Origin of the sequence: Microbacterium keratanolyticum, from assembly GCF_016907255.1 — a bacterium.
GTDB lineage: Bacteria > Actinomycetota > Actinomycetes > Actinomycetales > Microbacteriaceae > Microbacterium > Microbacterium keratanolyticum.
This window is the reverse complement of the sequence record NZ_JAFBBQ010000001.1, coordinates 540,836-565,844: the sequence shown is the minus strand read 5'-3', so window position 1 is coordinate 565,844 and position 25,009 is coordinate 540,836. Positions and strand designations below refer to the sequence as shown.

The 25,009-nt window shown below is 68.1% G+C and carries 20 protein-coding genes; 10 read left to right on the top strand and 10 right to left on the bottom strand.

The genetic code is table 11. The features are described 5' to 3' along the window. Positions 1 to 151: 151 nt before the first annotated feature. The 3 genes from JOD62_RS02760 to JOD62_RS02750 are packed head-to-tail and all read left to right on the top strand — an operon-like array spanning position 152 to position 3,286. Positions 152 to 1,438, top strand: coding sequence for an ABC transporter substrate-binding protein (locus tag JOD62_RS02760; protein WP_204937796.1), 1,287 nt, complete (start codon positions 152 to 154; stop codon positions 1,436 to 1,438). A gap of 55 nt (positions 1,439 to 1,493) precedes the next feature. Further along, entirely contained in the window at positions 1,494 to 2,396 is a 903-nt protein-coding gene (locus tag JOD62_RS02755) for a carbohydrate ABC transporter permease (protein ID WP_204937795.1), read from the top strand. Further along, positions 2,393 to 3,286, top strand: coding sequence for a carbohydrate ABC transporter permease (locus JOD62_RS02750; RefSeq protein ID WP_204937794.1), 894 nt, complete (start codon positions 2,393 to 2,395; stop codon positions 3,284 to 3,286). Before JOD62_RS02755 ends, JOD62_RS02750 begins: the two co-directional genes overlap by 4 nt. Positions 3,287 to 3,349: 63 nt before the next feature. Here the strand turns inward: JOD62_RS02750 and JOD62_RS02745 are convergent, their stop codons facing one another. The 6 genes from JOD62_RS02745 to JOD62_RS02720 form a co-directional block, all read right to left on the bottom strand. Further along, on the bottom strand, positions 3,350 to 4,303 hold the full coding sequence (locus JOD62_RS02745; RefSeq protein WP_204937793.1) for an SDR family oxidoreductase: 954 nt from the start codon (positions 4,301 to 4,303) through the stop codon (positions 3,350 to 3,352). After that, on the bottom strand, positions 4,300 to 5,274 hold the full coding sequence (locus tag JOD62_RS02740; RefSeq protein ID WP_204937792.1) for a bile acid:sodium symporter family protein: 975 nt from the start codon (positions 5,272 to 5,274) through the stop codon (positions 4,300 to 4,302). Before JOD62_RS02740 ends, JOD62_RS02745 begins: the two co-directional genes overlap by 4 nt. Next, a complete protein-coding gene (locus JOD62_RS02735) occupies positions 5,271 to 6,560 on the bottom strand; it encodes a flavin-containing monooxygenase (protein WP_204937791.1) in 1,290 nt (429 codons plus the stop codon). Before JOD62_RS02735 ends, JOD62_RS02740 begins: the two co-directional genes overlap by 4 nt. A gap of 80 nt (positions 6,561 to 6,640) precedes the next feature. Continuing rightward, the gene (locus JOD62_RS02730; RefSeq protein ID WP_204937790.1) at positions 6,641 to 7,363 is read right to left on the bottom strand and encodes a sulfite exporter TauE/SafE family protein; all 723 of its coding nucleotides are present in this window, start codon (positions 7,361 to 7,363) and stop codon (positions 6,641 to 6,643) included. Between the two features lie 6 nt (positions 7,364 to 7,369). Next, entirely contained in the window at positions 7,370 to 9,007 is a 1,638-nt protein-coding gene (locus tag JOD62_RS02725; protein WP_204940032.1) for a phospho-sugar mutase, read from the bottom strand. Positions 9,008 to 9,048: 41 nt separating this feature from the next. After that, on the bottom strand, positions 9,049 to 9,879 hold the full coding sequence (locus JOD62_RS02720; protein WP_204937789.1) for a purine-nucleoside phosphorylase: 831 nt from the start codon (positions 9,877 to 9,879) through the stop codon (positions 9,049 to 9,051). Between the two features lie 119 nt (positions 9,880 to 9,998). Between JOD62_RS02720 and JOD62_RS02715 the strand changes: the two genes are divergently transcribed. After that, positions 9,999 to 11,438, top strand: coding sequence for an NAD(P)H-quinone dehydrogenase (locus JOD62_RS02715; protein ID WP_204937788.1), 1,440 nt, complete (start codon positions 9,999 to 10,001; stop codon positions 11,436 to 11,438). A 57-nt stretch (positions 11,439 to 11,495) separates the two neighbouring features. On the opposite strand, the gene JOD62_RS02710 is transcribed toward JOD62_RS02715, so the two are convergent. Together JOD62_RS02710 and JOD62_RS02705 are read right to left on the bottom strand one after the other, a co-directional pair. Then, on the bottom strand, positions 11,496 to 13,262 hold the full coding sequence (locus JOD62_RS02710; RefSeq protein ID WP_204937787.1) for an acetyl/propionyl/methylcrotonyl-CoA carboxylase subunit alpha: 1,767 nt from the start codon (positions 13,260 to 13,262) through the stop codon (positions 11,496 to 11,498). A 107-nt stretch (positions 13,263 to 13,369) separates the two neighbouring features. Further along, on the bottom strand, positions 13,370 to 14,023 hold the full coding sequence (locus tag JOD62_RS02705) for a Maf family protein (RefSeq protein WP_204937786.1): 654 nt from the start codon (positions 14,021 to 14,023) through the stop codon (positions 13,370 to 13,372). A 63-nt stretch (positions 14,024 to 14,086) separates the two neighbouring features. On the opposite strand from JOD62_RS02705, the gene JOD62_RS02700 reads away from it, so the two are divergent. The 6 genes from JOD62_RS02700 (at position 14,087) to JOD62_RS02675 (ending at position 23,106) form a co-directional block, all read left to right on the top strand. Next, positions 14,087 to 15,454 carry a class I SAM-dependent RNA methyltransferase gene (locus JOD62_RS02700; protein WP_204937785.1) on the top strand — a complete coding sequence of 456 codons (1,368 nt, stop codon included), beginning with the start codon at positions 14,087 to 14,089 and terminating at the stop codon, positions 15,452 to 15,454. A gap of 59 nt (positions 15,455 to 15,513) precedes the next feature. Beyond that, positions 15,514 to 16,233, top strand: coding sequence for a response regulator transcription factor (locus tag JOD62_RS02695; protein WP_204937784.1), 720 nt, complete (start codon positions 15,514 to 15,516; stop codon positions 16,231 to 16,233). 61 nt (positions 16,234 to 16,294) lie between these two features. Then, entirely contained in the window at positions 16,295 to 17,467 is a 1,173-nt protein-coding gene (locus tag JOD62_RS02690; protein ID WP_271171597.1) for a sensor histidine kinase, read from the top strand. Continuing rightward, positions 17,464 to 18,468 carry a hypothetical protein gene (locus JOD62_RS02685; RefSeq protein WP_204937782.1) on the top strand — a complete coding sequence of 335 codons (1,005 nt, stop codon included), beginning with the start codon at positions 17,464 to 17,466 and terminating at the stop codon, positions 18,466 to 18,468. Before JOD62_RS02690 ends, JOD62_RS02685 begins: the two co-directional genes overlap by 4 nt. Before the next feature lie 267 nt (positions 18,469 to 18,735). After that, the gene (locus JOD62_RS02680; RefSeq protein WP_407666021.1) at positions 18,736 to 19,992 is read left to right on the top strand and encodes an ROK family transcriptional regulator; all 1,257 of its coding nucleotides are present in this window, start codon (positions 18,736 to 18,738) and stop codon (positions 19,990 to 19,992) included. Positions 19,993 to 20,091: 99 nt separating this feature from the next. Continuing rightward, the gene (locus JOD62_RS02675; RefSeq protein WP_204940030.1) at positions 20,092 to 23,106 is read left to right on the top strand and encodes an alpha-mannosidase; all 3,015 of its coding nucleotides are present in this window, start codon (positions 20,092 to 20,094) and stop codon (positions 23,104 to 23,106) included. 3 nt (positions 23,107 to 23,109) lie between these two features. On the opposite strand, the gene JOD62_RS02670 is transcribed toward JOD62_RS02675, so the two are convergent. Further along, complete coding sequence (locus JOD62_RS02670) at positions 23,110 to 23,352, bottom strand: acyl-CoA carboxylase subunit epsilon (protein WP_204937781.1); 243 nt, start codon at positions 23,350 to 23,352, stop codon at positions 23,110 to 23,112. Next, the gene (locus JOD62_RS02665) at positions 23,349 to 24,938 is read right to left on the bottom strand and encodes an acyl-CoA carboxylase subunit beta (protein ID WP_378788838.1); all 1,590 of its coding nucleotides are present in this window, start codon (positions 24,936 to 24,938) and stop codon (positions 23,349 to 23,351) included. Before JOD62_RS02665 ends, JOD62_RS02670 begins: the two co-directional genes overlap by 4 nt. Between the last annotated feature and the right edge of the window lie 71 nt (positions 24,939 to 25,009).

The following is a 25,009-nucleotide window of genomic DNA, read 5'->3' as shown; positions in this document are numbered from 1 at the left end:
TTCAGAAGATAACGCAAGTGTCACTTTCTGCGCTGTCTTGAATTTACTTCTTGACATCAAGGCGTGGGGAGTCGTTGAATGGCGACAGCGAGAGCGCCCGACGCTCTCCGCACACTGATGTGCGATCGAATCGGCAGAGAAGGCGATGAAAATGCGTAGGCAGAAAGTGATCATGGCCACGGCCGGAGCGGCGGCTCTCGCCCTCGGCCTGGCAGGCTGCACGAGCGGTGGATCCGGTGACACGGGGGGAGACTCCGGAGGAGACGGCGCCGCATCCGAGGTCGAGGTCTTCACCTGGTGGGCCGCGGGCAGTGAGAAGGCAGGACTCGACGCCCTCGTCGGCGTCTTCAACGAGCAGCACCCCGATGTGGAGTTCATCAACGGCGCCGTCGCCGGCGGTGCGGGATCTGCGGCCAAGGACCTGCTGCAGTCCCGTCTGCAGGCGGGCGACCCGCCCGACACCTTCCAGGCGCACGCGGGCGCGGAGCTGCAGGACTACATCGACGCAGGTCAGGTCGAAGACGTCTCCAGCCTCTATGACGAGTTCGGTCTGCGCGACGCCTTCCCGAAGGACCTCGTCGATCGGCTCACCGTGGACGGCGCGATCTACTCGATCCCCTCCAACATCCACCGCGCGAACGTCGTCTGGGCGAACCCGGCGGTGCTGACCGAGGCAGGCCTCGACCCGGCCGCCGAGTACGCCGACCTCGACTCGTGGTTCACCGCGCTCGACGCCGTCAAGGCCGCCGGCAAGACTCCGCTCTCGGTCGCGACGACCTGGACCCAGGTGCACCTGCTCGAGACCGTGCTTCTGTCGAGCCTCGGCGCCGACGGCTACACGGGCCTCTGGGACGGATCGACCGACTGGAAGGGCGCCGAAGTCACCGACGCGCTCAAGGACTTCGAGAAGCTCATGAGCTACACCAACACCGACCGTGACGGTCTGGACTGGCCCGACGCCACCCAGCAGGTCATCGACGGCACGGCGGCGTTCAACGTGATGGGCGACTGGGCGGAAGCCGCGTTCGCTGAGGCTGGTCTCTCCTCTCCGGCGGACTACATCTACTTCCCGGTTCCCGGGACGGACGGTGTGTTCGACTTCCTCGCCGACTCGTTCACGCTTCCTGTGGGCGCCCCGCACCCGGACGGTGCGAAGGCATGGCTGGAGACCGTCGGATCGGCCGAAGGCCAGGCCGCGTTCAACAAGGCCAAGGGATCCATCCCGGCCCGCACCGACGCCGACACGAGCGACTTCAGCCCGTACCAGAAGACCGCGATCGAGTCGTTCGCCGCAGACACGATCGTCTCGTCGCTGGCGCACGGTGCGGCAGCGCCCGTGGCGACCTTGAACAAGGTCTCCGACGCCACGAGCAAGTTCACCACCGGAGCATCCGACCTCGCGACCTTCCAGTCCGAGCTCGCAGCCGCCGTCGGCTGATGCACCCGCTGCCGCCCGGCGCCTCGCCGGGCGGCAGCTCTCCGGAAGGAACACCATGCTGAAACGCCTGAAGAAGGCGGGGCCGCCGCTGCTGCTGCTCGCCCCCTCACTGATCCTGCTGGCCGTGTTCGTGTACGGCCTGCTGTACGCGAACTTCCAGACCTCGATCACCGACAACCACACGGCAGCACAGGCGACAGGCCGCAAGCCCACCGTGCTCGTGTGGTTCGACAACTACGTCGAGCTCCTGCAGAGCAGTGCCTTCCAGCACTCGCTCATGAACCTTCTGCTGTTCACCGTCGTGTTCCTCGTCGGCACGATGGTCATCGGCTTCTGCTGGGCCTGGCTCATGGACAAGCCCAGCAAGGGGGAGGGGTTCTTCCGCGCGATCTATCTCTTCCCGATGGCCGTCTCGTTCGTGGCATCCGGTGTCGTCTGGCGCTGGCTGCTGAACTCCAATCAGGGCGAGAACGCGAGCGGACTCAACCGTCTGTTCCAGAACCTCGGCCTCGACTTTCTGCAGAACCCGTGGTGGAACGACGTCACTTTCGGGATCATCGCGATCGCCCTTCCTGCGATCTGGCAGCTCGCCGGTTACGTGATGGCGCTGTTCCTCGCGGGCTTCCGGGGCATCCCGGATGAGCTGCGCGAAGCCGCCCGCATGGATGGCGCGAGCGAATGGAAGCTGTACCGCTACGTGCTCTTCCCGCAGCTGTCGCCGGTCGCGCTTTCGGCGCTCATCATCATCGGGCACATGTCGCTGAAGTCGTTCGACCTCATCATGTCGATCTCGAAGCCGGCGAACTACCAGACCAAGGTTCCCGCGGTCGACATGTACGTCTTCAAGTCGAGCTTCGACTACGCGAACGCCGCAGCCGTCGGCACCATCCTGTTGGTGATCGTCGCGGTCATCATCGTCCCCTATCTGATCGCCACCAACCGTCAGGAGAAGCGATGACCACCGCACCCGCCGCGACGGCGACAGAAGCGCTCATCGTCCGGGACAAGAAGGTCCGGAAGCCCCGTGAGCGGTTCACGCTCTCGCGCACGATCAAGTACGCGGTCATGATCCTGTTCGTCCTGATCGTGCTGACGCCGGTCTACGTGCTGCTTGTGACGAGTTTCAAGGGGGCGGGCGACGCCTCCCCGGTTCGGGCCTGGAACCTGCCGGAGATCTGGACGCTCGACAACTGGGTCGGGGCATGGAACGCGCTCGCTCCCTCGATCGGGCGCTCGTTCCTCATCGTGATCCCGGCAGCGCTCATCTCGGCGATGCTCGGCTCGATGAACGGCTACGTGCTGTCGCTCTGGACGTTCCGAGGTGCGAACCTCGTGTTCACCCTGATCTTGTTCGGCATGTTCATCCCGTACCAGGCTGTGATGATCCCCCTCCTGCAGCTCATGCTGGGGGCGGGGGTGCCCAGCGGTGTGCCGGCACTCATCCTGCTGCACGTCATCTACGGCATCCCGATCACGACGCTCATCTTCCGCAACTACTACCAGACGGTGCCGAAGGAGCTCATCGAAGCCGGGCGTGTGGATGGCGCCGGGATGCTGCGCACCTACTGGTCGGTCGTGCTGCCGATCTCGATCCCGAGCTTCGTCGTCGTGCTGATCTGGCAGTTCACGAACGCGTGGAACGACTTCCTGTTCGCCGTGTTCTTCTCCTCCAGTCAGAACGGCCCCGTGACGCTGGCGCTGAACAACCTCGCCAACGGCGCGCTGCTGCAGGACTACGGCATCTCGATGGCCGGTGCTCTGCTCGCATCACTGCCGCCGCTACTCGTGTACATCCTGCTGGGGAAGTACTTCGTCGGCGGGCTCATGTCGGGCTCGGTGAAGGGGTAGAGCGACCGGGCGGATGCCGGGAGCGCGCGAGGGGAGCGCGTGCCCGGCATCCGCCCGCGCACGCTATCGGCGGGCGACGCCCGGGTGCGTGGCGAGATACTCGTCGAACGCCTCGCTCGACGTCCGTGCAGGAGTGAAGCCGAAGTCGCGCTTCAGGCGCGTGTTGTCCAGCACCGGACGATAGCGCAGGAAGCGCACCTTCTCCGGGCCGTGCACGGTCAGGCGCAGCATCCGACCGACCCGCAGCGCGAGCGACAGCGCGCCCGCCGGAACCGTGAGGAGCGGTTTGCGGAGGCGCGCAGCGATCTCGGTCACGCTCAGGGCGCCGTCGCCCGCGACGTTGAAGATCCCCGCGGGACCGTCCGTCGCCGCGTGCACCATCGCCGCCGCCACATCGTCCACCCAGACGAAGACAAAGGGGGAGTCGGAACCCGCGATGCGAAGGATGCGTGGCCCGTCCCAGAGCGCCGTGATCTGGTTCTGCACGGAGGGACCGAGAATCGTGCCGATGCGGAAGATCACCTGTGAGAGCTCCGGATGCGAGACACGGTAGCCGGCCAGCATCTCCTCGACGAGCCGCTTGTGACGTGAGTACGGGAACTCGTCATTGCCGCGGATCGGCGCGTCCTCCGTGATCCAGGTGGGGTTGTCGGCGTGATACCCGTAGGCCGCACCTGAGCTCGAAACGACGATGCGACGCACGCCCGCTTCCGCGCAGGCGGCGAGAACGTGCGCTGAACCCTCGACGTCCACCCGGTATTCGAGATCGACGTCTCTTCCGGGATTCACGATCGCGGCGAGATGCACGACGGTGTCGATGTCGTAGCGGCGCAGGAGCGGAGCGAGCGCCGTCGCGTCTGTGACGTCTGCGACGACGTCGATGACTCCGGGACGCGCGTCCGCGCCGATGCGGACGTCACCCGAGACCACGAGGTCCACGTCGTCGCGCGCAGCCAGCTGCCGGGCCACATGCGAACCGAGGAACCCGCCTCCGCCGGTGATGAGGATCCGCGTCACGGGCGCGCCTCGGACGCGGTCGTGCCTGTGGTCCTGTGCGCGTGCGGGGTCGCGTCGCCCGTGACGCTGCCGGTGCGGCGCTTCGTGTGCCGGGCCCAGAGCCCCGCGAGGATGAGACCGGCGACGATGTCCCAGATTCCCCACCATCCGGCGACGACGGCCATGCCACCCAGACCGCCGAAGAAGGCGAAGACGAGACCGAGGCCGAGACCTGCGTTGCGGATGCCGACCTCGAAGGTGATCGCCTTGCGCTCGCGGGTGCCGAGTCCGCCGAGCACGGCCGTCCCATATCCCAGAGCGAGGGCGACGGCGTCGTGCAGAGCGACGACCGCGAGCACGACGCCGATCACGCTGAGGAACACCGCCCAGTTGCCCACGAGCGCGCCCACGATGAATCCGACCAGGGCGATGAGGCTGAACCACTTCACGAACGGCTGCACGCGCGCGGCGAAGCGCGGGAACTTCGCGCGCAGCAACAGCCCGACGGCGAACGGCAGGCCGATGATCAGGAAGATCTCGAGCAGCATCGTCCAGGGGTTGAGGGCGACCTCGTGCAGCAGGAGGCGCGCCGTCGGATGCAGCGATCCCCAGAACGCGATGCTGAGAGGCATCGCCACGATGTACAGCAGATTGCCGACGGCGGTCATCGACACCGACAGGGCCACGTTGCCCCCCGAGCGATGCGTCAGCACCTGCGAGATGTTGCCGGGAGGACAGCACGCCACCAGGATCATCCCGAGGGCCATCGACGGCGTCACCGGCAGCACAAGGGTGAGCAGGAACGTCACCGCCGGCAGCAGGACCAGCTGGGCGCCGATCGCGATCGCGAAGGGCTTCGGATGCTTCGCGACGACCCGGAAGTCGCGCGGCGCCGTGTCCAGGGCGATGCCGAGCATGATCAGCCCGAGCACGACGTTGAGGATCATCAGGGTGCCGGGAGTGAAGTTCAGCACCACGTCATCGACGTTCATGCGTCCTCCAGCTTCTTCTTCTCGGCGCGCATCGCGCCACGGTAGGCGTCTTTGTTCACGTAGTACGACATGCGGTCAAGGCCCAGGTAGTTGTAGCCGCCGGTCACATCCGGCCAGGCCTCATTCGCGACGCGGGCGCGGAACCGCGAGGCGGCATCCGGAGCGGTGGCGACTGCGCGGAGATAGGCGGCGAGGAGCTCGGCCTGCTCGTATCTGCCCTGCCAGCCGATGCCGGATGCTTCGATCATCCCGACGACGAACAGCCCGTTGAACGACGCCGGGAACATGTTCAGGAACAGTCGTGGCGAGGCTCCGCGCCAGGCGAGATGCTCTTTCGCGACGAAGGGGTAGTCGAGCGTGTAGCCGGTGGCGAGGAGGACGAGGTCGTACTCATCGCTGGATCCGTCGCGGAAATGCACCGTGTGTCCCTCGAACCGGTCGATGTCGGGACGGATGCGCAGGTCGCCCTGACCGAGATGGTTCAGGATCAGCGTGTTGACGATCGGATGTGACTCGTAGATCTTGTAGTCCGGCTTCGGGAACCCGAAGCGCACGGGGTCGCCCGTGAAGGCGCGCAGAATGCGCGTGTCGATGAACTGCTTGATCTTCGCGGGCAGGGGCTTGCCCTGGTTGAGTGTGTCGCTCGGACGACCGAACAGGTAGCGGGGGACGAAGTAGTAGCCGCGCCGCACACTCATGTCGATCGATGCCGCATGGTGCACGGCGTCCACGGCGATGTCGCATCCGGAGTTGCCGGCGCCGATCAGCAGCACACGCTTTCCGGTGAGCAGGGATGCGTCCTTGTAGGCGCTCGTATGCAGGATCTCTCCGTCGAAGGCGCCGCGGAAGGTCGGCACATTCGGCTCCGCGAGCGTGCCGTTGGCGAGGATGACGCCGTCGTACCACTGCGTGCTCGAGCCGGAGGCGTCCTCTGCCGTGAGATCCCAGCCCCCGTCGCGGGGCTCGAGGTGCGTGACGCGCGTGTCGAAGCGGAATCGCTCGCGCAGTCGGAAGTGGTCGGCGTAGTCGCCGAAGTAGCCCTGCAGGACCCGGTGTCCGGGGTAGTCGACGCGGCTGCGCATCGGGAACTCAGCGAACTCGGTCGTCGTGCGTGAGGAGATGAGGTGCGCCGATTCATACATCGTGCTGCGCGGATTCGTGATGTCCCAGAGGCCGCCGACGTCGTGCGAGGCCTCGAATCCGTCGAAGGCGACGCCGGCCTTCTGCAGCGCGCGGGCGGCTGCCAGGCCCGAGGGGCCGGCGCCGATGATGGCGTAGGTGCTCATACGTCTCCTGCACGTCGTCGTGCTCCCGGTTCGGGTGCCGGGATGCTTCCCGCGGGAAGTGTCTCTGATGTTAGCGGTAATTAACCGAAGAGCGCGATGCTCGCCCGTACGAGGACGACGATCGCTCCCGCCCAGGCGAAGAACAGCATGGCATGGCGGGCGATGTGCGGGGGAACGACGCGCACCAGGAACGCGCCGCCGATGATCCCGAGCGCGGTGGCAGCAGCCAGCACCGCCACATCGAGGGGAGGCGACACGGGCATTCCGCGGAGGAGGACCGAGGCGATTCCGAAGCCGAGGAAGATCACCTGCGCGCTCGCGGCGAATCGGCGCTGGTCCCAGCGATCGCCGATCGCGAAGGCGGCGAGCGCGGGACCGGAGAGCCCGCTCGCGGCGTGCATGAAGCCCGCGACCGCGCCGGAGACGGCAGCGCCGTTGCGGCCCCGCAAGACCTGTGACACGGACGAGAGGCGGCTCGCAGTCAGCGCCAGGACCGCCATCGCTCCGATGAGGAAGAGCAGGGCAGGCTCCGGGAGCAACCGGGTCACGAGCGCGCCGAAGGGAGCCGCGAGCACGCCGGCGCCGAGCAACCACAGCGTGCGCCGCCAGTCGACGTCGCGCCATGCGGAGGGCACGGCGATGATCGAGGCGATCACGGCGAGGAAGACGGCGAGCGTGACGCCCTCGATCGGCCCGTACGCGAGGACGATCGGGCCGATCAGGACGAGCACGAAGGCGAGCCCGGTGATGCGCTGGATCAGCGCCGCGATCAGTGCCGCGACGCCGACGAGGGCGAGGGTCACCGGTGCTCAGGAAAGCGCGTCGAGCAGGGCGCGCACGCCCGTCTCGAGCGCGGCGACCTGACGCTGAGCATCCGCCGTCGTGACCGCGCGTGCATCGATGTAGACCTTGAGCTTGGGCTCGGTGCCGCTGGGGCGAACGATCACGCGGGAGCCGTCCGAAAGTCGGTAACGCAGGACATCACCCCTCGGGCTTCCCGGAGCCGCCTGGAGCAGGTCCTCCGCCGAATCGATCGGCGTGTCCCCGACTGCGGCCGGAGGAGACTGGCGCAGCGCCGCCATGATGCGACCGATGAGGGAGACATCCTCGACCCGGATCGAGACCTGACCGCTCGCGAACGCACCGATCTCGGCAGTCAGCTCGTCGAGCAGATCGGCGATCGTCACTCCGCGGGAGCGGGCATCCGCCGCCATTCCGAGCAGCGCCACGGCCGACGAGATGCCGTCCTTGTCGCGCACGGTCTCCGGGTTCACGAGGTAGCCGAGCGCCTCTTCGTAGCCGTAGACGATGCCGGGGGCGCGGGAGATCCATTTGAAGCCGGTGAGCGTCTCATGGAAGTCGAGCCCGTAGGCCTCGGCGATCGCGCCGAGCCCGGGGGAGGAGACGAGCGAGCAGGCGAGGGATGCTCCGGGTGTGCCCTGCGCGGCGCGGGCGGCGCGCCAGCCGAGCAGCAGTCCGATCTCGTTTCCGGTCAGGCGACGCCAGCCGCCGGTGGCCATCTGGTCGGGAATCGCGACGGCCAGGCGATCCGCATCCGGGTCATTGGCGATGATGAGCTGCGCGCCGACGGCACGCGCGCGGGCGAAGGAGAGCTCCATCGCTCCGGGCTCCTCCGGGTTGGGGAACGCGACGGTGCGGAAGGACGGGTCGGGCAGGAGCTGGGCGTCCACCGTGCGCGGTGCCGGGTAGCCGGCGTGCGCGACGACACGCGAGAACGTCTCCCAGCCGACACCGTGCATGGCGGTGTAGACCCAGCGCAGGCCCGCCGCAGCCTCGGGGGCAGGCGCAACAGCCGCCGTCGCGCGGATGTACGCGTCGACGACGGACTCGTCCGCCGTCTCGAACTCTGCGGAGCGCGGGAGCGCGGTGATGTCACCGAGCGCGGCCACGCGTTCGATGTGCGCCGCGATCTCGGCATCCGAGGGCGAGACGATCTGCGCGCCCTCGTCGGCTCCGCCGAGATAGACCTTGTAGCCGTTGTCGTTCGGCGGGTTGTGACTCGCAGTGACCATGACTCCGGCATCCGCACCGAGGTGACGCACAGCGAAGGCGAGCACCGGTGTGGGCAGCAGTCGCGGCAGGAGGATCGTGCGCAGCCCGGCGCCGGCGAAGAGCTCCGCCGAGTCCGTGGCGAAGGTGCGGGAGTTCTTGCGGCCGTCGTAGCCGATCACGACCGTCGGGCGGCGCCCGGCACCGGCGCGCTCCACGAGGAACGCTGCGAAACCGGCGGCGGCCTGGGCGACGAGCACACGGTTCATACGGTTGCTGCCCGCCGCGAGCGCGCCACGCAGACCCGCGGTGCCGAACTCCAGTCGTGCACCGAAGCGGTCGTCGAGGTCAGCGAGTGCTGTCGCATCACCACTCGCCGCGCGCGTGATGATGCCCGCGAGTTCGTCGCGCGTCTCCGGGTCGGGGTCCTGGCGCATCCAGGCCCGTGCCTGCGCGATGCGTTCGTGACCGGCGGCGCTCACAGCGCCTCGATGATCTGCGCGAGCAGCGACGAGATGACGGGCTCGGCCTCGCGGCCCGCGGCGATCACCTCTTCGTGGCTGAGGGGCGTGGTCTGGATGCCTGCGGCCAGATTCGTGATGAGCGACATCCCGAGCACTTCCATGCCCGCCTCGCGCGCGGCGATGGCCTCGAGCGCCGTGGACATGCCCACGATGTGTCCGCCGATGATCTTCGCCATCTGCACCTCGGCGGGCGTCTCGTAGTGCGGGCCGCGGAACTGGCAGTACACGCCCTCATCGAGAGAAGGATCGATGCTGCGCGCGATGTCGCGCAGTCGGGACGAGTACAGGTCGGTGAGGTCCACGAAGTTGGCACCCTCGAGCGGCGAGTCGGCCGTGAGGTTGATGTGGTCGCTGATGAGTACGGGAGTGCCCGGCTTCCACGTCTCCTTGATGCCGCCGGCGCCGTTGGTCAGCACCATCGTGCGGGCGCCGGTCGCGGCGGCCGTGCGCACACTGTGCACGACGCGGCGGACACCGTGCTGCTCGTAGTAGTGCGTGCGTGCGCCGATCACGAGGACGCGCTTCCCGGAGGGGGTGAGGATCGAGCGCAGCGTGCCCGAGTGTCCGACGACCGCGGCCGCGGTGAATCCGGCGACCTCCGTCGCGGGGATCGTCGCGACCGTCTCGCCGAGGAGATCGGCGGCCTTGCCCCAGCCGCTTCCGAGCGTGACGGCGATGTCGTGGCTCTCGACGCCGGTCAGGCGCGCGATGTCCGCTGCTGCCTGCGCGGCGATCTCCTGGGGGAGTGCGGCGGGGTCATCGAGAGGGTTGTGCCATTCAGTCATGAGATACACCCTAAGACGCCCGAGCGCATTTCCGGCAGGTCGCGCGCGCATGAGCGTCTCCGCTGCCTCGTGCCCGCGCGCGGTCGGCGTGTCCGAGTGCGGGGTGGGACAATGGACCCATGGCGTCTTCTCCTTTCGAGCGTACTCAGCGTGTTGCCGTGCTCGGCGGCGGTCCCGGTGGATATGAGGCGGCGCTCGCCGCAGCCCAGCTCGGTGCAGAGGTCACGCTCGTCGAACGTGTGGGGGTCGGCGGCTCCGCGGTGCTGACCGATGTCGTTCCGTCGAAGAGCCTGATCGCGACGGCAGATGCGGCGGTCGCGATCTCCGAGGCATCCGATCTCGGCGTGCAGTTCTATGCAAAGGGCGGCGACGGCAAGCCGCTCAAGCCTCAGGTCGCCATCAACCTCGCCGCCGTCAACAAGCGTCTGCTGGCCCTCGCCCGTCAGCAGTCGGATGACATGCGCGCCACGCTGATCGAAGCGGGAGTGCGCCTCATCTCCGGTCACGGTCGCGTCGAGGGCCCCAACGCGGTCGTCGTCTCGACCGGCCCTGGAGGAACCGATTTCGATCGGATCGAGGCCGACACGCTCGTCGTGTCGGTGGGTGCGTCGCCGCGTGAGCTCGACTCCGCCAAGCCCGATGGCGAGCGCATCCTCACCTGGACCCAGCTCTACGACATGAAGGCGCTTCCCGAGCACCTCATCGTCGTCGGATCGGGTGTCACCGGTGCCGAGTTCGCCTCCGCATACATGAACCTCGGCGCGAAGGTCACGCTGATCTCCAGTCGGGACCAGGTTCTCCCCGGCGAGGACGAGGACGCTGCGCACGTGCTCGAGAAGGTCTTCAAGCGCGGCGGGATGCAGGTGCTCGCGAAGTCCCGCGCCGACAAGGTCGAGCGCCAGGGCGAGGGCGTCGTCGTGACGCTCTCCGACGGACGGACCGTCGAGGGCAGCCACTGCCTCATGGCGGTCGGATCGATCCCGAACACCCGCGGAATCGGCCTCGAGGAGGCGGGCGTCGAGCTCACCGAGTCCGGCCACGTGCGCGTCAACAAGGTCGCTCGCACGTCGGTGCCGAACATCTACGCGGTCGGCGACTGCACGAACTTCTTCCCGCTCGCATCCGTCGCCTCGATGCAGGGACGCACCGCCGTGTTCCACGCGCTCGGCGACATCGTGATCCCGCTGGAGCAGCGCAAGATCACCTCGAACATCTTCACCGCACCCGAGATCGCGACGGTCGGCTGGGGCGAGGCGGATGTCGAGGCGGGCGTCGCCGACGGCATCGTCTACAAGCTGCCCCTCTCGGCCAACCCGCGAGCGAAGATGATGGGCATCAAGGACGGCTTCGTGAAGATCGTCGCGCGCAAGGGCTCCGGGACGGTCATCGGCGGTGTGATCGTCGCGCCCAAGGCATCCGAGCTCATCTACCCGATCGCCGTCGCCGTCGAGCGACGTCTGACGGTCGATCAGGTCTCCCGTGTCTTCGCGGCCTACCCGTCGCTGTCGGGCAGCATCACGGATGCGACGCGGGCGATGCATCTGTTCAACATCTCCTGAGCCCAGCGGGCACGAGAAAGGCGCTTCCGCATCCGCGGAAGCGCCTTTCTGCGTCGATCAGGAGATCGTCAGAAGCTGGTGCCCGGCGGATACGGTCTCGCCGGCGGTGGCGTTCACGTTGCCGATGACGCCGTCCTTGTGCGCCTGCAGCGGCTGCTCCATCTTCATGGCCTCGAGTACCACGACGAGGTCGCCCTTGACGACCTGCTGGCCCTCTTCGACGGCGAGCTTGACGACCGTCGCCTGCATGGGCGACTTGACGGCGTCACCCGAGGCGCCGGCGGATGCGGTGGTGGCGTGGCTGCGACGCGAGGGCGGCACGGCTGCGGGACGACCCGCGGTCCCCGCGGCCACGGCGACGCGATCGGGGAGCGAGACCTCAAGGCGCTTTCCGCTGACCTCGACGACGACCGTGTGACGCCCGGAGGCGACGGCAGGGTCTTCCAGCTCGCCGTCCCACGCAGGGATGTCGTTGACGAACTCGGTCTCGATCCAGCGCGTGAAGACGTCGAACTTCTCGCCGTCGCCCACGAAGGCGGGGTCGCGGACGACCTTGCGGTGGAAGGGGATCACGGTCGGAAGGCCGGCGACCTCGAACTCGTCGAGGGCGCGGCGCGCGCGCTCCAGTGCCTCGTCGCGGTCCTTGCCCGTGACGATGATCTTCGCCAGCAGCGAGTCGAAGGCGCCGGAGACGGCGTCGCCGGCGGTGACGCCGGAGTCCAGACGGATGCCGGGGCCGCCGAAGGTCTTGAAGACGTGGATCGGGCCCGGCTGGGGAAGGAATCCGCGGCCGGGGTCTTCGCCGTTAATGCGGAACTCGAAGGAATGGCCCTGCGGTGTCGGGTCCTCGTAGTCGATGAGGCCGCCTGCGGCGATGCGGAACTGCTCGCGCACGAGGTCGATGCCCGTGATCTCCTCCGAGACGGGGTGCTCGACCTGCAGACGGGTGTTGACCTCGAGGAAGGAGATCGTGCCGTCGGCGCCGATGAGGAACTCGCAGGTGCCCGCACCGACGTAGCCGACCTCTCGCAGAATCGCCTTGGAGGCCTCGTAGAGGACGCGGTTCTGCTCGTCGCTCAGGAACGGCGCGGGCGCCTCTTCGACGAGCTTCTGGTGACGGCGCTGCAGCGAGCAGTCGCGCGTCGAGATGACGACGACGTTGCCCGCGGAGTCCGCGAGGCACTGGGTCTCGACGTGGCGCGGCTTGTCGAGGTACTTCTCGACGAAGCACTCGCCACGGCCGAAGGCGCTGATCGCCTCGCGGGTGGCGGACTCGAAGAGCTCGGCGACCTCCTCGAGTTCGCGGGCGACCTTGAGGCCGCGGCCGCCCCCGCCGTAGGCCGCCTTGATGGCGATGGGCAGGCCGACCTCCTGCGCGAAGGCGATGACCTCGTCGGCGCCCGAGACGGGGCCGGGGGTTCCGGGAGCGAGGGGCGCGCCCACCTTCTCGGCGACGTGGCGTGCGGTGACCTTGTCGCCGAGCGCCTCGATCGCCTCTGGCGAGGGGCCGATCCAGATCATGCCAGCACCGATCACGGCGCGGGCGAAGTCGGCGTTCTCAGCGAGGAATCCGTAACCGGGGTGCACGGCGTCCGCACCGGAGCGGCGGGCGACCGAGAGGATCTTGTCGATCTGCAGGTAGGTGTCGGCGCTCGTCGCGCCGCCGAGGGCATAGGCCTCGTCGGCCAGACGCGCGTGCATGGCGTCGCGGTCCTGGTCGGCGTAGACGGCGACGGACGCGAGTCCGGAGTCGCGGGCGGCACGGATGATGCGGACGGCGATTTCGCCGCGGTTGGCGATGAGCACCTTGGCGATTTCAGGCATGAATGTCAGCCTAGCGACGTGCGGGGCGATCGTTTTGACGACTCCCCACAAGAAATGAGCGAAGTCGTGTTCTAAACCCTACGAGCGCTGGCAGACGCGCGATGTGGTCAGCCCTGCGAGCGGTTCCACAGATCAGTCCAGGTCACACCGAGTTCGCCCGTGAGCCGCCGCAGCGTCGACAGCGACATCCCGACGACCGTGGACGGATCGCCGTCGACTCGGTCGATGAAAGCGCCGCCCAGACTGTCGATCGTGAAGGCCCCGGCGACGAACAGCGGTTCGCCGCTGGCGACGTACGCGGCGATCTCCGCGTCGCTGACGTCAGGCGAGAACGACACGGATGCCTCCGCAATCGCGTGCGCTTCGACGGCCGGCTCTCCGGGGCGCACTCGGTAGACGCTGTGCCCGGAGTGCAGCACTCCGGTGCGCCCGCGCATCTCGGTCCACCGCCGGGTCGCCTCCGCTGCCGTGTGCGGCTTTCCGTAGACGCGGCCGCCGAGCGCGAACATCGAGTCGCCGCCGATCACGATGCCGTCGAAATCCGGCTGGTCCGTCCGCAGTCGCCCGACGACGTCGGCGGCCTTGGCGCGACCGAGGAGGAGGACGACCTCCTCCGGGGACAGGGGCGCGCCGCGTTCGGCTTCCGCGGCATCCGCGACGGCATCCTCATCCACTTCGGGAGCCATCGTGATCGGCTCGATGCCGCTCTGCCGGAGCAGGGCGAGTCGGGCGGGGGAGGTCGAGGCCAGGCAGACGCGCATGCACCCACGCTACTGCGTGAGCGCGCACAGGTTCAGGTGCGGGAAGTGTGGGATTCTGGAGGGATGACTTCTTCTGCCGCATCCGCGCCCGTGATCGAGCTTGAGGTGACCGGCATCGCCCATGGCGGCGTCGGCGTCGCCCGCCACGACGGACGCGTCGTCTTCGTCTCAGACGCGATTCCTGGCGAGCGCGTGCACGCGCGCGTCAGCGACGACTCGAAGGCGTCGTTCTGGCGTGCAGAGACGGTGGAAGTGCTGGATGCCTCCGCGCACCGTGTCGCGCACATCTGGCCTGAGGCAGACGTTGCGGTCGCGCCCGAGCAGCGACCGGGGGGAGCCGAGTTCGGTCACATCGCCCTGGCCCACCAGCGCACGCTGAAGCAGACCGTGCTGCGGGAGTCACTGCAGCGCATGGGCAAGGTCGAGACGAACCCGACGATCGTCGCCGCGGGCGGCGAGGGCGAAGAGAGCGCGGATGGGACAGGGTGGCGCACCCGCCTGAGCCTGCACGTCGACGAAGCGGGCCGGGTCGGCCCCTACGCTGCGCGCAGCCACTCCGTGATCGAGGTCGGATCTCACCCTCTCGCGGCGTCGGGAATCGAGTCCGTCGCCCTCACGCTGGACGGCCTGGAGCCTGGACGCGTCGATCTCGTCCAGGCCTCCGACGGCATGGTGCGCGTCCTCTCGCGTCCTGAGCCCGCAGGCCGCCGTGGTCCCGCCGGGCAGAGCCGCGCGAAAGACGCCGCGCGCGGCGACCGTCGCCGTCGCGGACGCGGCGCAGCGGCACGCTCCGAGCGTCCCGCCCCGCGTCCGGTCGATCCGCAGCTGTTCTCGACGATCATCGAGCGCGTAGGTGACCGCGAGTTCTCGCTCGATGCCGGCGGGTTCTGGCAGGTGCACCGGCTCGCACCGGCCACGCTCACGCGGGCCGTCACCGATGCGGTGGCGACGCTCGACTTCGACCCGGAAGCCGCCAATCTCGACCTCTATGGGGGCGTGGGGCTTCTCGCCGCGGCACTGGGTGACATCGGCGGATCTGGCACGCGCGTCACGAGCGTCGAGGCGGATGCGCGCGCGACCGAGCACGCCGGCGAGAACCTCGCCGAGTGGATCGGCGCCCGCGCCGAGACCTCCCGTGTCGACCGCTACCTCGCACGACTGCTCGCGGATGCGAGCCCTCTGGAGCGCGCACGCCTGCGCCGCGGCACGGTCGTTCTCGACCCGCCGCGCTCCGGCGCCGGCGCCGAGGTCGTGCGGTCTCTCGCCCGGCTGCAGCCGGACGGCATCGTCTATGTCGCCTGCGACCCCGTCGCGCTGGCGCGTGATGTCGCGACCTTCGGCGAGGCGGGGTACCGTCTCCGTCAGGTGACGGCGTACGACCTGTTCCCGCATTCGCACCACGTCGAAGCCGTCGCGGTGCTCTCGCGCTGAGTTCGCGGGTTGTGGAGACGCTTCCGGGCGAAACGAGTCCGCGCCACTAGGCTGACTCCATGAGCTGCATCGCCCTGATCGACGATCACGAATCCGTGCGCCTCGGCCTCGCCGCGGCGCTGGAGAGTGCAGGCTTCACCGTGGTCTTCTCGGGCGCCGGTGTGGGTGAGTATCTGGCTGCGCGTCGGCGCACGGTGCCGACGCCCGCCGATGTCGTGCTGCTCGACCTGACGCTCGGTGACGGCACGACCGTGACGGAGAACGTGACCCGTCTTGTCGTCGACGGTTCGAGCGTCGTGATCCACAGCGTCGCGGACCGCCCAGCGGCCGTGCGCGAGGCGCTGGCCGCGGGTGCTGCCGGTGTGATCAGCAAGTCGTCGCCGCTGGATGACGTCCTCGCCGCGGTGAAGACCGTGGCTCGCGGCGAGGCTCTGAACAACGTCGAGTGGGCGAGTGCCGTCGAGGGTGACCGCGCGTTCGCGGATGCGCAGCTGTCGGGGCGTGAGCGTGAGGTGCTGCGCCTGTACGCCACGGGTCTTCCTCTCAAGGTCGTCGCGGAGCGTCTCGGCGTGGCCTACTCGACGGCGAAAGAGAACATCACCCGCATTCGGGTGAAGTATGTCGATGTGGGGCGTCCGGCGCCGACCAAGGTCGACCTGCTCCGGCGAGCGATGGAAGACGGCATCCTCACCGCACCCAAGGACTCTGTGTCGCTCGACACCGTGCCGCTCGACGTCGTGGCGGATGCCGCTGACGCTGCGCCCTCCGCGGGGAACTGACCGCGTGTCCGCGGACGCGTCCATTCGCCTGGCCTGGGGGCAGATTCCCTCGCCAGGAGAGGTGGGCAGTGAACTCGAGCGCTTCGCCGGGCGGCGCATGGATCGCATCATCGCGATCGTCGTCGGGGTGGGGTCGCTCGCTCTCGGCGTGCAGGCGCTGCTGGCGGCGCTCGGCGGGATGCAGAACGCCACGTTCTCGCAGTACCTCGTGATCATGTTGGTCTTCGTGCCGTGGGCTCTGATGCTCATCACCTGCGTGATCGGTCGAGGCATGCGCGTGGCTGCGGGAGTCTTCGCTTCGACGTACCTGATCGTCCTGCTCCTCTGGCCTTTCGTGGCGATCCGCGCAGGAGCCGACCCGGCGGATCAGCCGTGGATCTTCTACCTCGTGAACGTCGCCGGAACGGCCACCGTGGTCGCCTTCCCGCTCGCGCTCCAGGTCGCGTGGGTGTTCGTCGGACCTCTGCTGTACGGAGCGGTTCGGCTGATCCAGGGTGGTTTTCAGCCGGAGTTCTGGATCACGACCGCGTTCGATGTGTCGTTCACGCTGATCCTGGGTGGGGTCCTCGTCGCCCTCGGATGGATGTTCCGCTCGGTGGCCGCCGGTGTTGACGATGCGCGCGGACGTGCGGTCGCCTCCTATGCAGATGCGGCCTCCGCCGCGGCGCTCGAAGAAGAGCGCGTCGCGGTGGCGGCGCTCATGCACGACAGTGTGCTCGCGGCGCTGATCTCCGCCGAGCGTGCACACAGCGACCGTGAGCGAGATCTCGCTGTCGGCATGGCCAGGGAGGCGCTGACGCGCCTGGCGAACGCCGAAGCATCCACTCTGCACGAGGGCAACGACACGCCCGTCCAGATCGAACGCATCGTTGATGACCTCTGCAGCGCCCTGGCGGAGCAGGGCGTCGCGCCGGTGGTGGAGCAGTTCGGAACCGGGATCGTGCCCGATCGTGTGGCGCGAGCGATCGCTCTCGCCGCGCGTCAGGCGATCGGCAACGCCGCGGAGCATGCGCAGGCGCGCGGTCTCGAGGTCATCGTCGAAGGCCATGGGGACACCGGGCTGACGGTGAAGGTGAGTGACCGCGGAGACGGCTTCGATCCGGATGAGGTGCCGGCCGACCGCCTGGGCATCCGCGGATCGATCCTGGCGCGTATGGCTGCTGTGGGCGGCACCGCAGCGATCGAGTCCGGGGCGGACGGCACGACGGTGACGCTGGGGTGGTCGGCACGATGAGACTCACGGTTCGCACTGTCGTCACGCTGCTCGCGCTGGGCTTCGCGGTGTACTTCGCCTCGCGTGCACTCTGGTGGACGATCCCACCGACCGAGCCCGTGCTGCTGATTGCGGCGATCCTGCTCTTCCTTGCCGTGGTGGTGTTCGCGGTGGCCATCGACGTGCGACGCAGCCGTCGCCTTCCGCTTCCCGCGACCCTGGTGGTCGTGGCCGCCTCCGCGCTGATTCCGAACATGGTGAATCTGGCTCTGCCGGCCGAGGCCCTTCGTGCGCCTTTCGCGACCTGGTACATCGGCGGGGTGGGCATTCTCTGCGTCGTCATCGCGGTGCGCCAGCGTCTCATCGCGGCATGGGTGGCGCTGGGGCTCTTGACTCTGTCTGCGGGGCTGTGGCTCGGTTTCGCTGACGCCCTGTCGCTCGGACTCGTCGGCTCGATCGTCTGGATGGTGATCGCGCACCTGCTCGTCACCTTCTGGGCGCGCGCGGTGCAGGACACCGAGCGCCTCGCGGGCATCCAACAGGCCTCGTCCGCCTGGCACGCGACGCAGCAGGTCCGTCAGCGTGAGCGCCGCCTCCGAGTGCAGTATGCGCTCGCCGTCGCCGGACCCAGCTTGGCCCGCGTCATCGAGACACGGGGTGATCTGCTTCCCGAGGAGCGGGTCGAGGCGCGCGTGGCGGAGGGGCGTCTGCGGGATGAGATCCGCGGTTCGAACCTGCTCAACGAGCAGGCGCGAGCGGCGATCGAGCGGTTGCGCAGGCACGGCGCCACGGTCACGGTCTTCGATGAGGGCGGTCTGGAAGACCTGGACGAGGTGCAGCGCGAGCGTGTGCGCACCGAACTCGCTCAGGTGATGCAGGCGGCGTCATCCGCGCGCATCATCATCCGCGCGCCGCGCGATGCGCAGCTCGCAGTGACGGTCGTAGGACGCTCGGCGCTGGCGGACGAGGATTCGGTGGAGCTCTGGCATGAGATCCGCCGTGACGTGCCGATCGACAGCTGAACTCGCAGCAGCGAAGCGGTGCCATCCGTGACAGCGGCCGCACGAGAGTAGAAGATGGGTGAGGGGCGGCGGAACCGCTCGCCCCTCACCAGTGCGGAACGATTACCCGAAAATCGTCCGCTTATGGCCGGGATTCGTCTGTCTACCCTGGACAGAGAACCGGCCGAACGCGAAGCGTTGCAAGATCAATTGTGCGCGGGCGGAACCCTTGTGTCTGTAGGTATTTTGGGGGACACGTCAGAACTCGCCTTTTGGGATGATGGAGTGATGATGACGGATGATGCCGCGCTGCGGCGCGGCACGAATCAGCCGCGTATGGGCGACTTCAATCAGTCGGTCGTGCTGGAGGCCATTCGGCGTGCACCGCAGGGGCTGAGCCGTGTGGAGCTCGCCGAAGGCACGGGCCTGTCAGCGCAGGCGGTCACGAACATCACGCGCCGTCTGCTGGAGCAGGGCCTCGTCGTCGAGGCGGGGCGCACGATTCGCGGCCCGGGCAAGCCGCGAACCATGCTGCGCCTCGACCCCACGCGGCAGCTCGCGATCGGCGTGCACCTGGATCCCGCCGTCATGACGTTCGTGCTCTTGGACCTCGCCGGCGAGGTCATCGCCCAGGCGACCGAGCGCACTCCGACGGGAACACCGCGTCGCATCATCGACGCGATCGTGCGCGCGATCGAGGAGCTCATCGTCCGCTCCGGGGTGGATCGGACGCTCATCGTCGGCGTCGGCGTCGCATCCCCCGGGCCGCTCGATGTCACGGGTGGCACCGTGATCGATCCGCCGAAACTCGCCGGCTGGCATCGTGTGCCGCTGCGTGAGGCCATCAGCGCAGCGACCGGCCTGCCGCTGCTGCTGGAGAAGGACACAACCGCAGCGGCCGTGGCTGAGCTCTGGCGCGGCAGCGATCAGGATGTGCCGTCCTTCCTGTTCGTGTATCTCGGCACCGGAATCGGCGTGGGCCTTGTGCGTCGGCACGAGATCGTGCGGGGCTCTTCGGGCAACGCGGGTGAAGTGGGGCACATCATCGTCGATCCGGATGGTCCGCTCTGCGGCTGTGGCCTTCGCGGATGCCTCGGAGTCGTGTGCACTCCGCAGGCGCTTGTCGAACGGGCGGAGCATGCGGGTGTTCTCGAGGACACCCGACTGGGCAGCGACCCGGAGAGCGTGGATGCGCGCTTCGACGAGCTCTGTCGTCGCGCAGCAGCGGGGGATTCCGCTGCGCAGCGGCTGCTGGACCGCAACGCTGAGCAGCTCAGTGTGGCCATCTCTGCGCTCACCAACATGCTCGACATCGACCGGGTCGTCTTCGGCGGGCCGTACTGGTCCCGTCTTGCCGACACCTACCTGCGTGTCGTGCCGCAGCGGCTGCAGGAGCAGAGCGCGACGCGCGCGATCCGTCGCCTTCCTGTGGCGGGGACGGTGGCGGGCGACGATGTCGCGGCGATCGGCGCCGCATGTGCCGTTCTGGACGCCGTGCATTCGCCGCACACGTCGAGTCTGTATCTGAGCAGCCCCGAAGCCTGACGCTGCCGTCGCGCGCGATTTCGAGGTTCAGGATGACTCTTGTCTGAATAACTACAAGCGATGTAGTATTCAGAATTGTCCCGCATCGGAGCACGATACATGCACGGCTCAGCCACTCTCACTGCAGCGCGAGTTCAGCGCTTCATCGAAGAGCGCCTGAACGCAGCGGTCTACTCAGATGCTCGCGCGCTCACGCTCACGGCGACGGTACTGGCGGGGGAGCCACTGCCGTTCGCGGAAGCGACGAGGCACGAGTTCACGCCGTTTGCAACGGGCACGCCGTGGGGCGCGCCGTGGAGCACCATGTGGGTACGGATGACGGGCACCGCGCCAGATCTGAGGGAGGGACAGCGCGCGGAGCTCGTCATCGATCTCGGCTTCACCGAGGCACAGCCGGGGTTCCAGGCGGAGGGGACCGTCTACCGGCCGGACGGCACGATCGTGAAGGCCGTCGAGCCCCGCAATCGTGCGGTGCCGGTGCACGCCGCGCCGGGGGAGGCGCTGGAGTATTACCTTGAGGCCGCCGCGAACCCTGATGTCGCTGAGGGGTTCCGCTTTCGTCCCACGGTTCTTGGCGATCGCGCGACCGCAGGAGACGCACCTCAGTACACGTTTCGGCAGGCCGACGTCGCCGTGCGAGAAGACGCGGTCTGGGAGCTGCTGCAGGACGCTCGGGTGCTGCTCGATCTCACGACGGAGCTCGATCCCTCGAGCTCGAGGCATGCTGAGATCCTCCACGCCCTCGACCGCATGGTCGACCTCATGGATCCCGACGACATCGTCGGCACAGTCGGTGCCGGACGCGCGGCGCTGCATGAGGTGCTCACGCGCCCGGTCGCGGCGTCCGCACATCGCATTCATGCGGTGGGGAACGCGCATATTGATTCGGCGTGGCTCTGGCCCGTGCGTGAGACTCAGCGCAAGGTCGCGAGAACGTTCGCGAACGTCCTCGCGCTGCTCGACGACTACCCCGATCTGACCTTCGCCGCGTCTTCCGCCCAGCAGTTCCTGTGGCTCAAGAACGCCCAGCCCGAACTGTTCGAACGCGTCCGTGACGCCGTCGCGAGCGGCAACATCGCACCCGTCGGCGGCATGTGGGTCGAGAGCGACACGAACATGCCGGGCGGAGAGGCGCTCGCCCGGCAGTTCGTGCGGGGCACGCGCTTCTTCGTGGAGGAGTTCGGGGTCCAGCCCCGTGAGGTATGGCTGCCGGACTCCTTCGGGTACTCGGCGGGTCTTCCGCAGATCGCTCGCGCGGCCGGTGCGCGGTGGATGCTCACGCAGAAGATGTCGTGGAACGAGACGAATCGAATGCCCCACCACACGTTCCTGTGGGAGGGACACGACGGCTCACGGATCTTCACGCACTTCCCGCCCGTCGACACCTACAGTGCCGAGATGTCCGCCGCCGAGCTGGCACGCGCCGAGCGGCAGCACAGTGAGAAGGCGCAGTCCAACTCGTCGCTCGTCCCGTTCGGGTACGGCGACGGTGGTGGCGGGCCCACGCGGGAGATGCTCGCAGCGGCGCTGCGGCAGCGTTCGCTGGAGGGGTCGCCTGCCGTGACTCTCTCAAGCCCCGCGCGCTTCTTCACCCAGGCGGAGACCGAGTACGCGGATCCGCCGCAGTGGCAGGGCGAGATGTACCTGGAGTTCCACCGAGGAACGTACACGTCCCAGGCGCGGATGAAGCGCGGCAATCGTCGAAGCGAGCATCTGCTGCGTGAGGCGGAGCTCTGGGCCGTGCACGCGACGCTGCAGGGGGCGGCGTACCCCTACGACGAACTCGACGCTGCGTGGGAGACCGTTCTCCTGCAGCAGTTCCACGACATCCTTCCGGGCACCTCGATCGCGTGGGTGCATCAGGAGGCAGAACGCCGCTACGACGAAGTGAGGGACTCGTTGGAGCGGATCATCGCGCAGGCACTGGGGGTCGTCGCCGGTACGGGGACGACAAAGCTTGTCGCGAATGCGGGTCCTTATACGCAGTACGGTGCCGCGGGGTTGGGGATCTCCGCGGCGCTCGTCAGCACCGGAGGATCCGCCACCGCGTCGCGGACGGCGAACGGGTTCCGACTCGAGAACGATCACCTCGTAGTCGAGCTCGATGAGGCGGGACTCATCACCTCGCTCGTCACCCGCGACGGCGGACGGGACGCGATCGCACCCGGGGGGCGGGGAAACCTCCTGTCGGTGCATCGCGACACCCCGACGCAGTGGGATGCCTGGGATATTGACGAGCACTATCGGCGCTCGGTCGACGAACTGAGGGACGCGATCTCGGTCGAGGTCGTGGCGGCATCTGACGTCTGCGTGGTGCGCGAGTGGGGGGCCACGCGCATCACGCAGACCCTGCGCCTGGAGCCGGGCGACCATGCTCTGCAGATCGAGACCAAGGTCGACTGGCGTGAGCGGCAGAAGCTGCTCAAACTCGGTTTCGACTTCGATGTGCACGCGGATGCGGCGACATCGGAGATCCAGTTCGGTCACGTGCATCGCGCGACCCATGCGAACACATCGTGGGATGCTGCTCGCTTCGAGACCGTGGCGCACCGGTGGGTGCATGTGGCGGAGCCGGGCTACGGCGTCGCGGTGGCGAACGATGCGACCTACGGACACGACATCTCGGCGGTGCCGCGTGCGGGCGGCGGGCGGGCGACGTCGGTGCGATTGTCGCTGCTGCGGGCGCCCACGTATCCGGATCCTGCGGCCGATCAGGGCGAGCACGTCTTCCGCGTGAGTGTGCGACCAGGAGCACAGATCGCCGACGCGGTCGTCGAGGGGTACCGACTGAACGTCCCGGCACGCCGCATCGAGGGTGCAGCCCCGGTGCCGAGGCTGCTCACGCTCGACCATCCTGCCGTCGTGGTCGAGGCCGTGAAGCTCGCAGAGGACCGCAGCGGGGATGTGATCGTGCGACTCTACGAAGCGTGGGGAGGGCGAGCGGATGCCACGCTCTCCACGGCCTTCGACTTCAGCGAGGTGCGCGAGACCGACCTGCACGAGACGACCGCGCCCGCCATCGCGATCACCGGCAGCGAGGGCACACTGCTGCAGCTGTCGCTGCGGCCGTTCCAGCTCGTGACTCTGCGATTCGTCGCGCCCCGGCTGCACTGAGCCTCAGCCTGAGAAACGCCCCCAGGGGATGTCGCGTCGCAGGGGCGTGCGCAGCGGACGCTGCGTGCGCGCCCACGCCGAGACCCGAGCGGGTTCCGCGACGGCGGCTGCCGTTTCGGCGGCGTGCGCGTCGGACAGCACGGCGATGAGGGCGGCGAGCTCTTCCTCTGTGGCGTCACCGCGCACGATCTGCAGGGCGACGAGGTCGCCGTCGCCCGGAGTCTCCTGAGGGGCGTCGTGACTCACAGCGGGATGTTCCCGTGCTTCTTGGGCGGAAGCTCGGCACGCTTCCCACGCAGTGAACGCAACGCCTTCGCGATCGCGACGCGGGTGTTCGCGGGCTCGATGATGCCGTCCAGCTCACCGCGTTCGGCGGCGAGGAACGGGGAGGCGACGTTGTACGTGTACTCGTTCGCGAGTCGTGTGCGCACGGCCGCGACATCCTCGCCGGCTTCCTCCGCCCGCTTGATCTCTCCGCGGTAGAGGATGTTCACGGCGCCCTGACCACCCATGACGGCGATCTCGGCGGTCGGCCAGGCAAGGTTCACATCGGCGCCGAGCTGCTTGGAGCCCATCACGATGTACGCGCCGCCGTAGGCCTTGCGCAGGATGACGGTGACCAGAGGCACCGTGGCCTCGGCGTAGGCGTACAGCAGCTTCGCGCCACGACGGATGACGCCGGTCCACTCCTGGTCGGTGCCGGGCAGGTAGCCGGGCACGTCCACGAGCGTGACGATCGGAATCGAGAACGCATCGCAGAAGCGCACGAAGCGGCTGGCCTTCTCGCCCGCCTCGATGTTGAGCGTCCCGGCCATCTGCGAGGGCTGGTTGGCGATGATGCCGACCGAGCGTCCTTCGACGCGACCGAAGCCGATCACGATGTTCGGAGCGAACAGCGGCTGCACCTCGAGGAAGTCGCCGTCGTCGACGACGCGTGCGATGACCTCGTGCATGTCGTACGGCTGGTTCGGGGAGTCCGGGATGATCGTGTTGAGGCCGCGGTCGGCATCCGTCGTCTCGAACTCGAAGGCGGCGTCGTAGCTGGGGATCTCTGCCATGTTGTTGTCAGGCAGGAAGCTGAGCAGCGTGCGCGCGTAGTCGAGCGCGTCATCCTCGTCTTCGGCGAGGTAGTGCGCGACGCCCGAGCGGGTGTTGTGCGTGTAGGCGCCGCCGAGCTCCTCCATGCCGACGTCCTCGCCGGTCACGGTCTTGATGACGTCGGGGCCGGTCACGAACATCTGGCTGGTCTTGTCGACCATGATGACGAAGTCGGTCAGCGCGGGGGAGTACACCGCTCCTCCGGCAGCCGGGCCCATGATGATCGAGATCTGCGGGATGACACCCGATGCACGCGTGTTCAGTCGGAAGATCTCGCCGTACTTGCCGAGCGCGACGACGCCCTCCTGGATGCGAGCGCCGCCCGAGTCCAGGATGCCGATGCACGGCATGCCGCCTGCGAGGGCGTACTCCATGACCTTGATGATCTTCTCGCCGGCGACCTCGCCGAGCGAGCCGCCGAACGTCGAGAAGTCCTGCGAGTACACCGCGACGGGACGGCCGTGGATCGTCGCGACGCCGGTGACGACGGAGTCGCCATAGGGGCGGGACTTGTCCATGCCGAAGGCGGTCGTGCGGTGGCGCACGTACTCGTCGAACTCGACGAAGCTGCCGTTGTCGACGAGGAGCTCGATGCGCTCGCGGGCAGTCATCTTGCCCTTGGCGTGTTGCTTCTCCTTCGCCTTCGCTTCTGCGTCGACGACGGCTTCGCTGTAGCGAGCGCGGAGGTCGGCGATCTTGCCGGCAGTGGTAAAGAGGTCGGGCTGATCCGTCACGGATTCCACACTAGCGTCGCCTCGCACGCAGCCGTTGGATGCTTCGCACAACGACCTTGCTGATCCTCTGT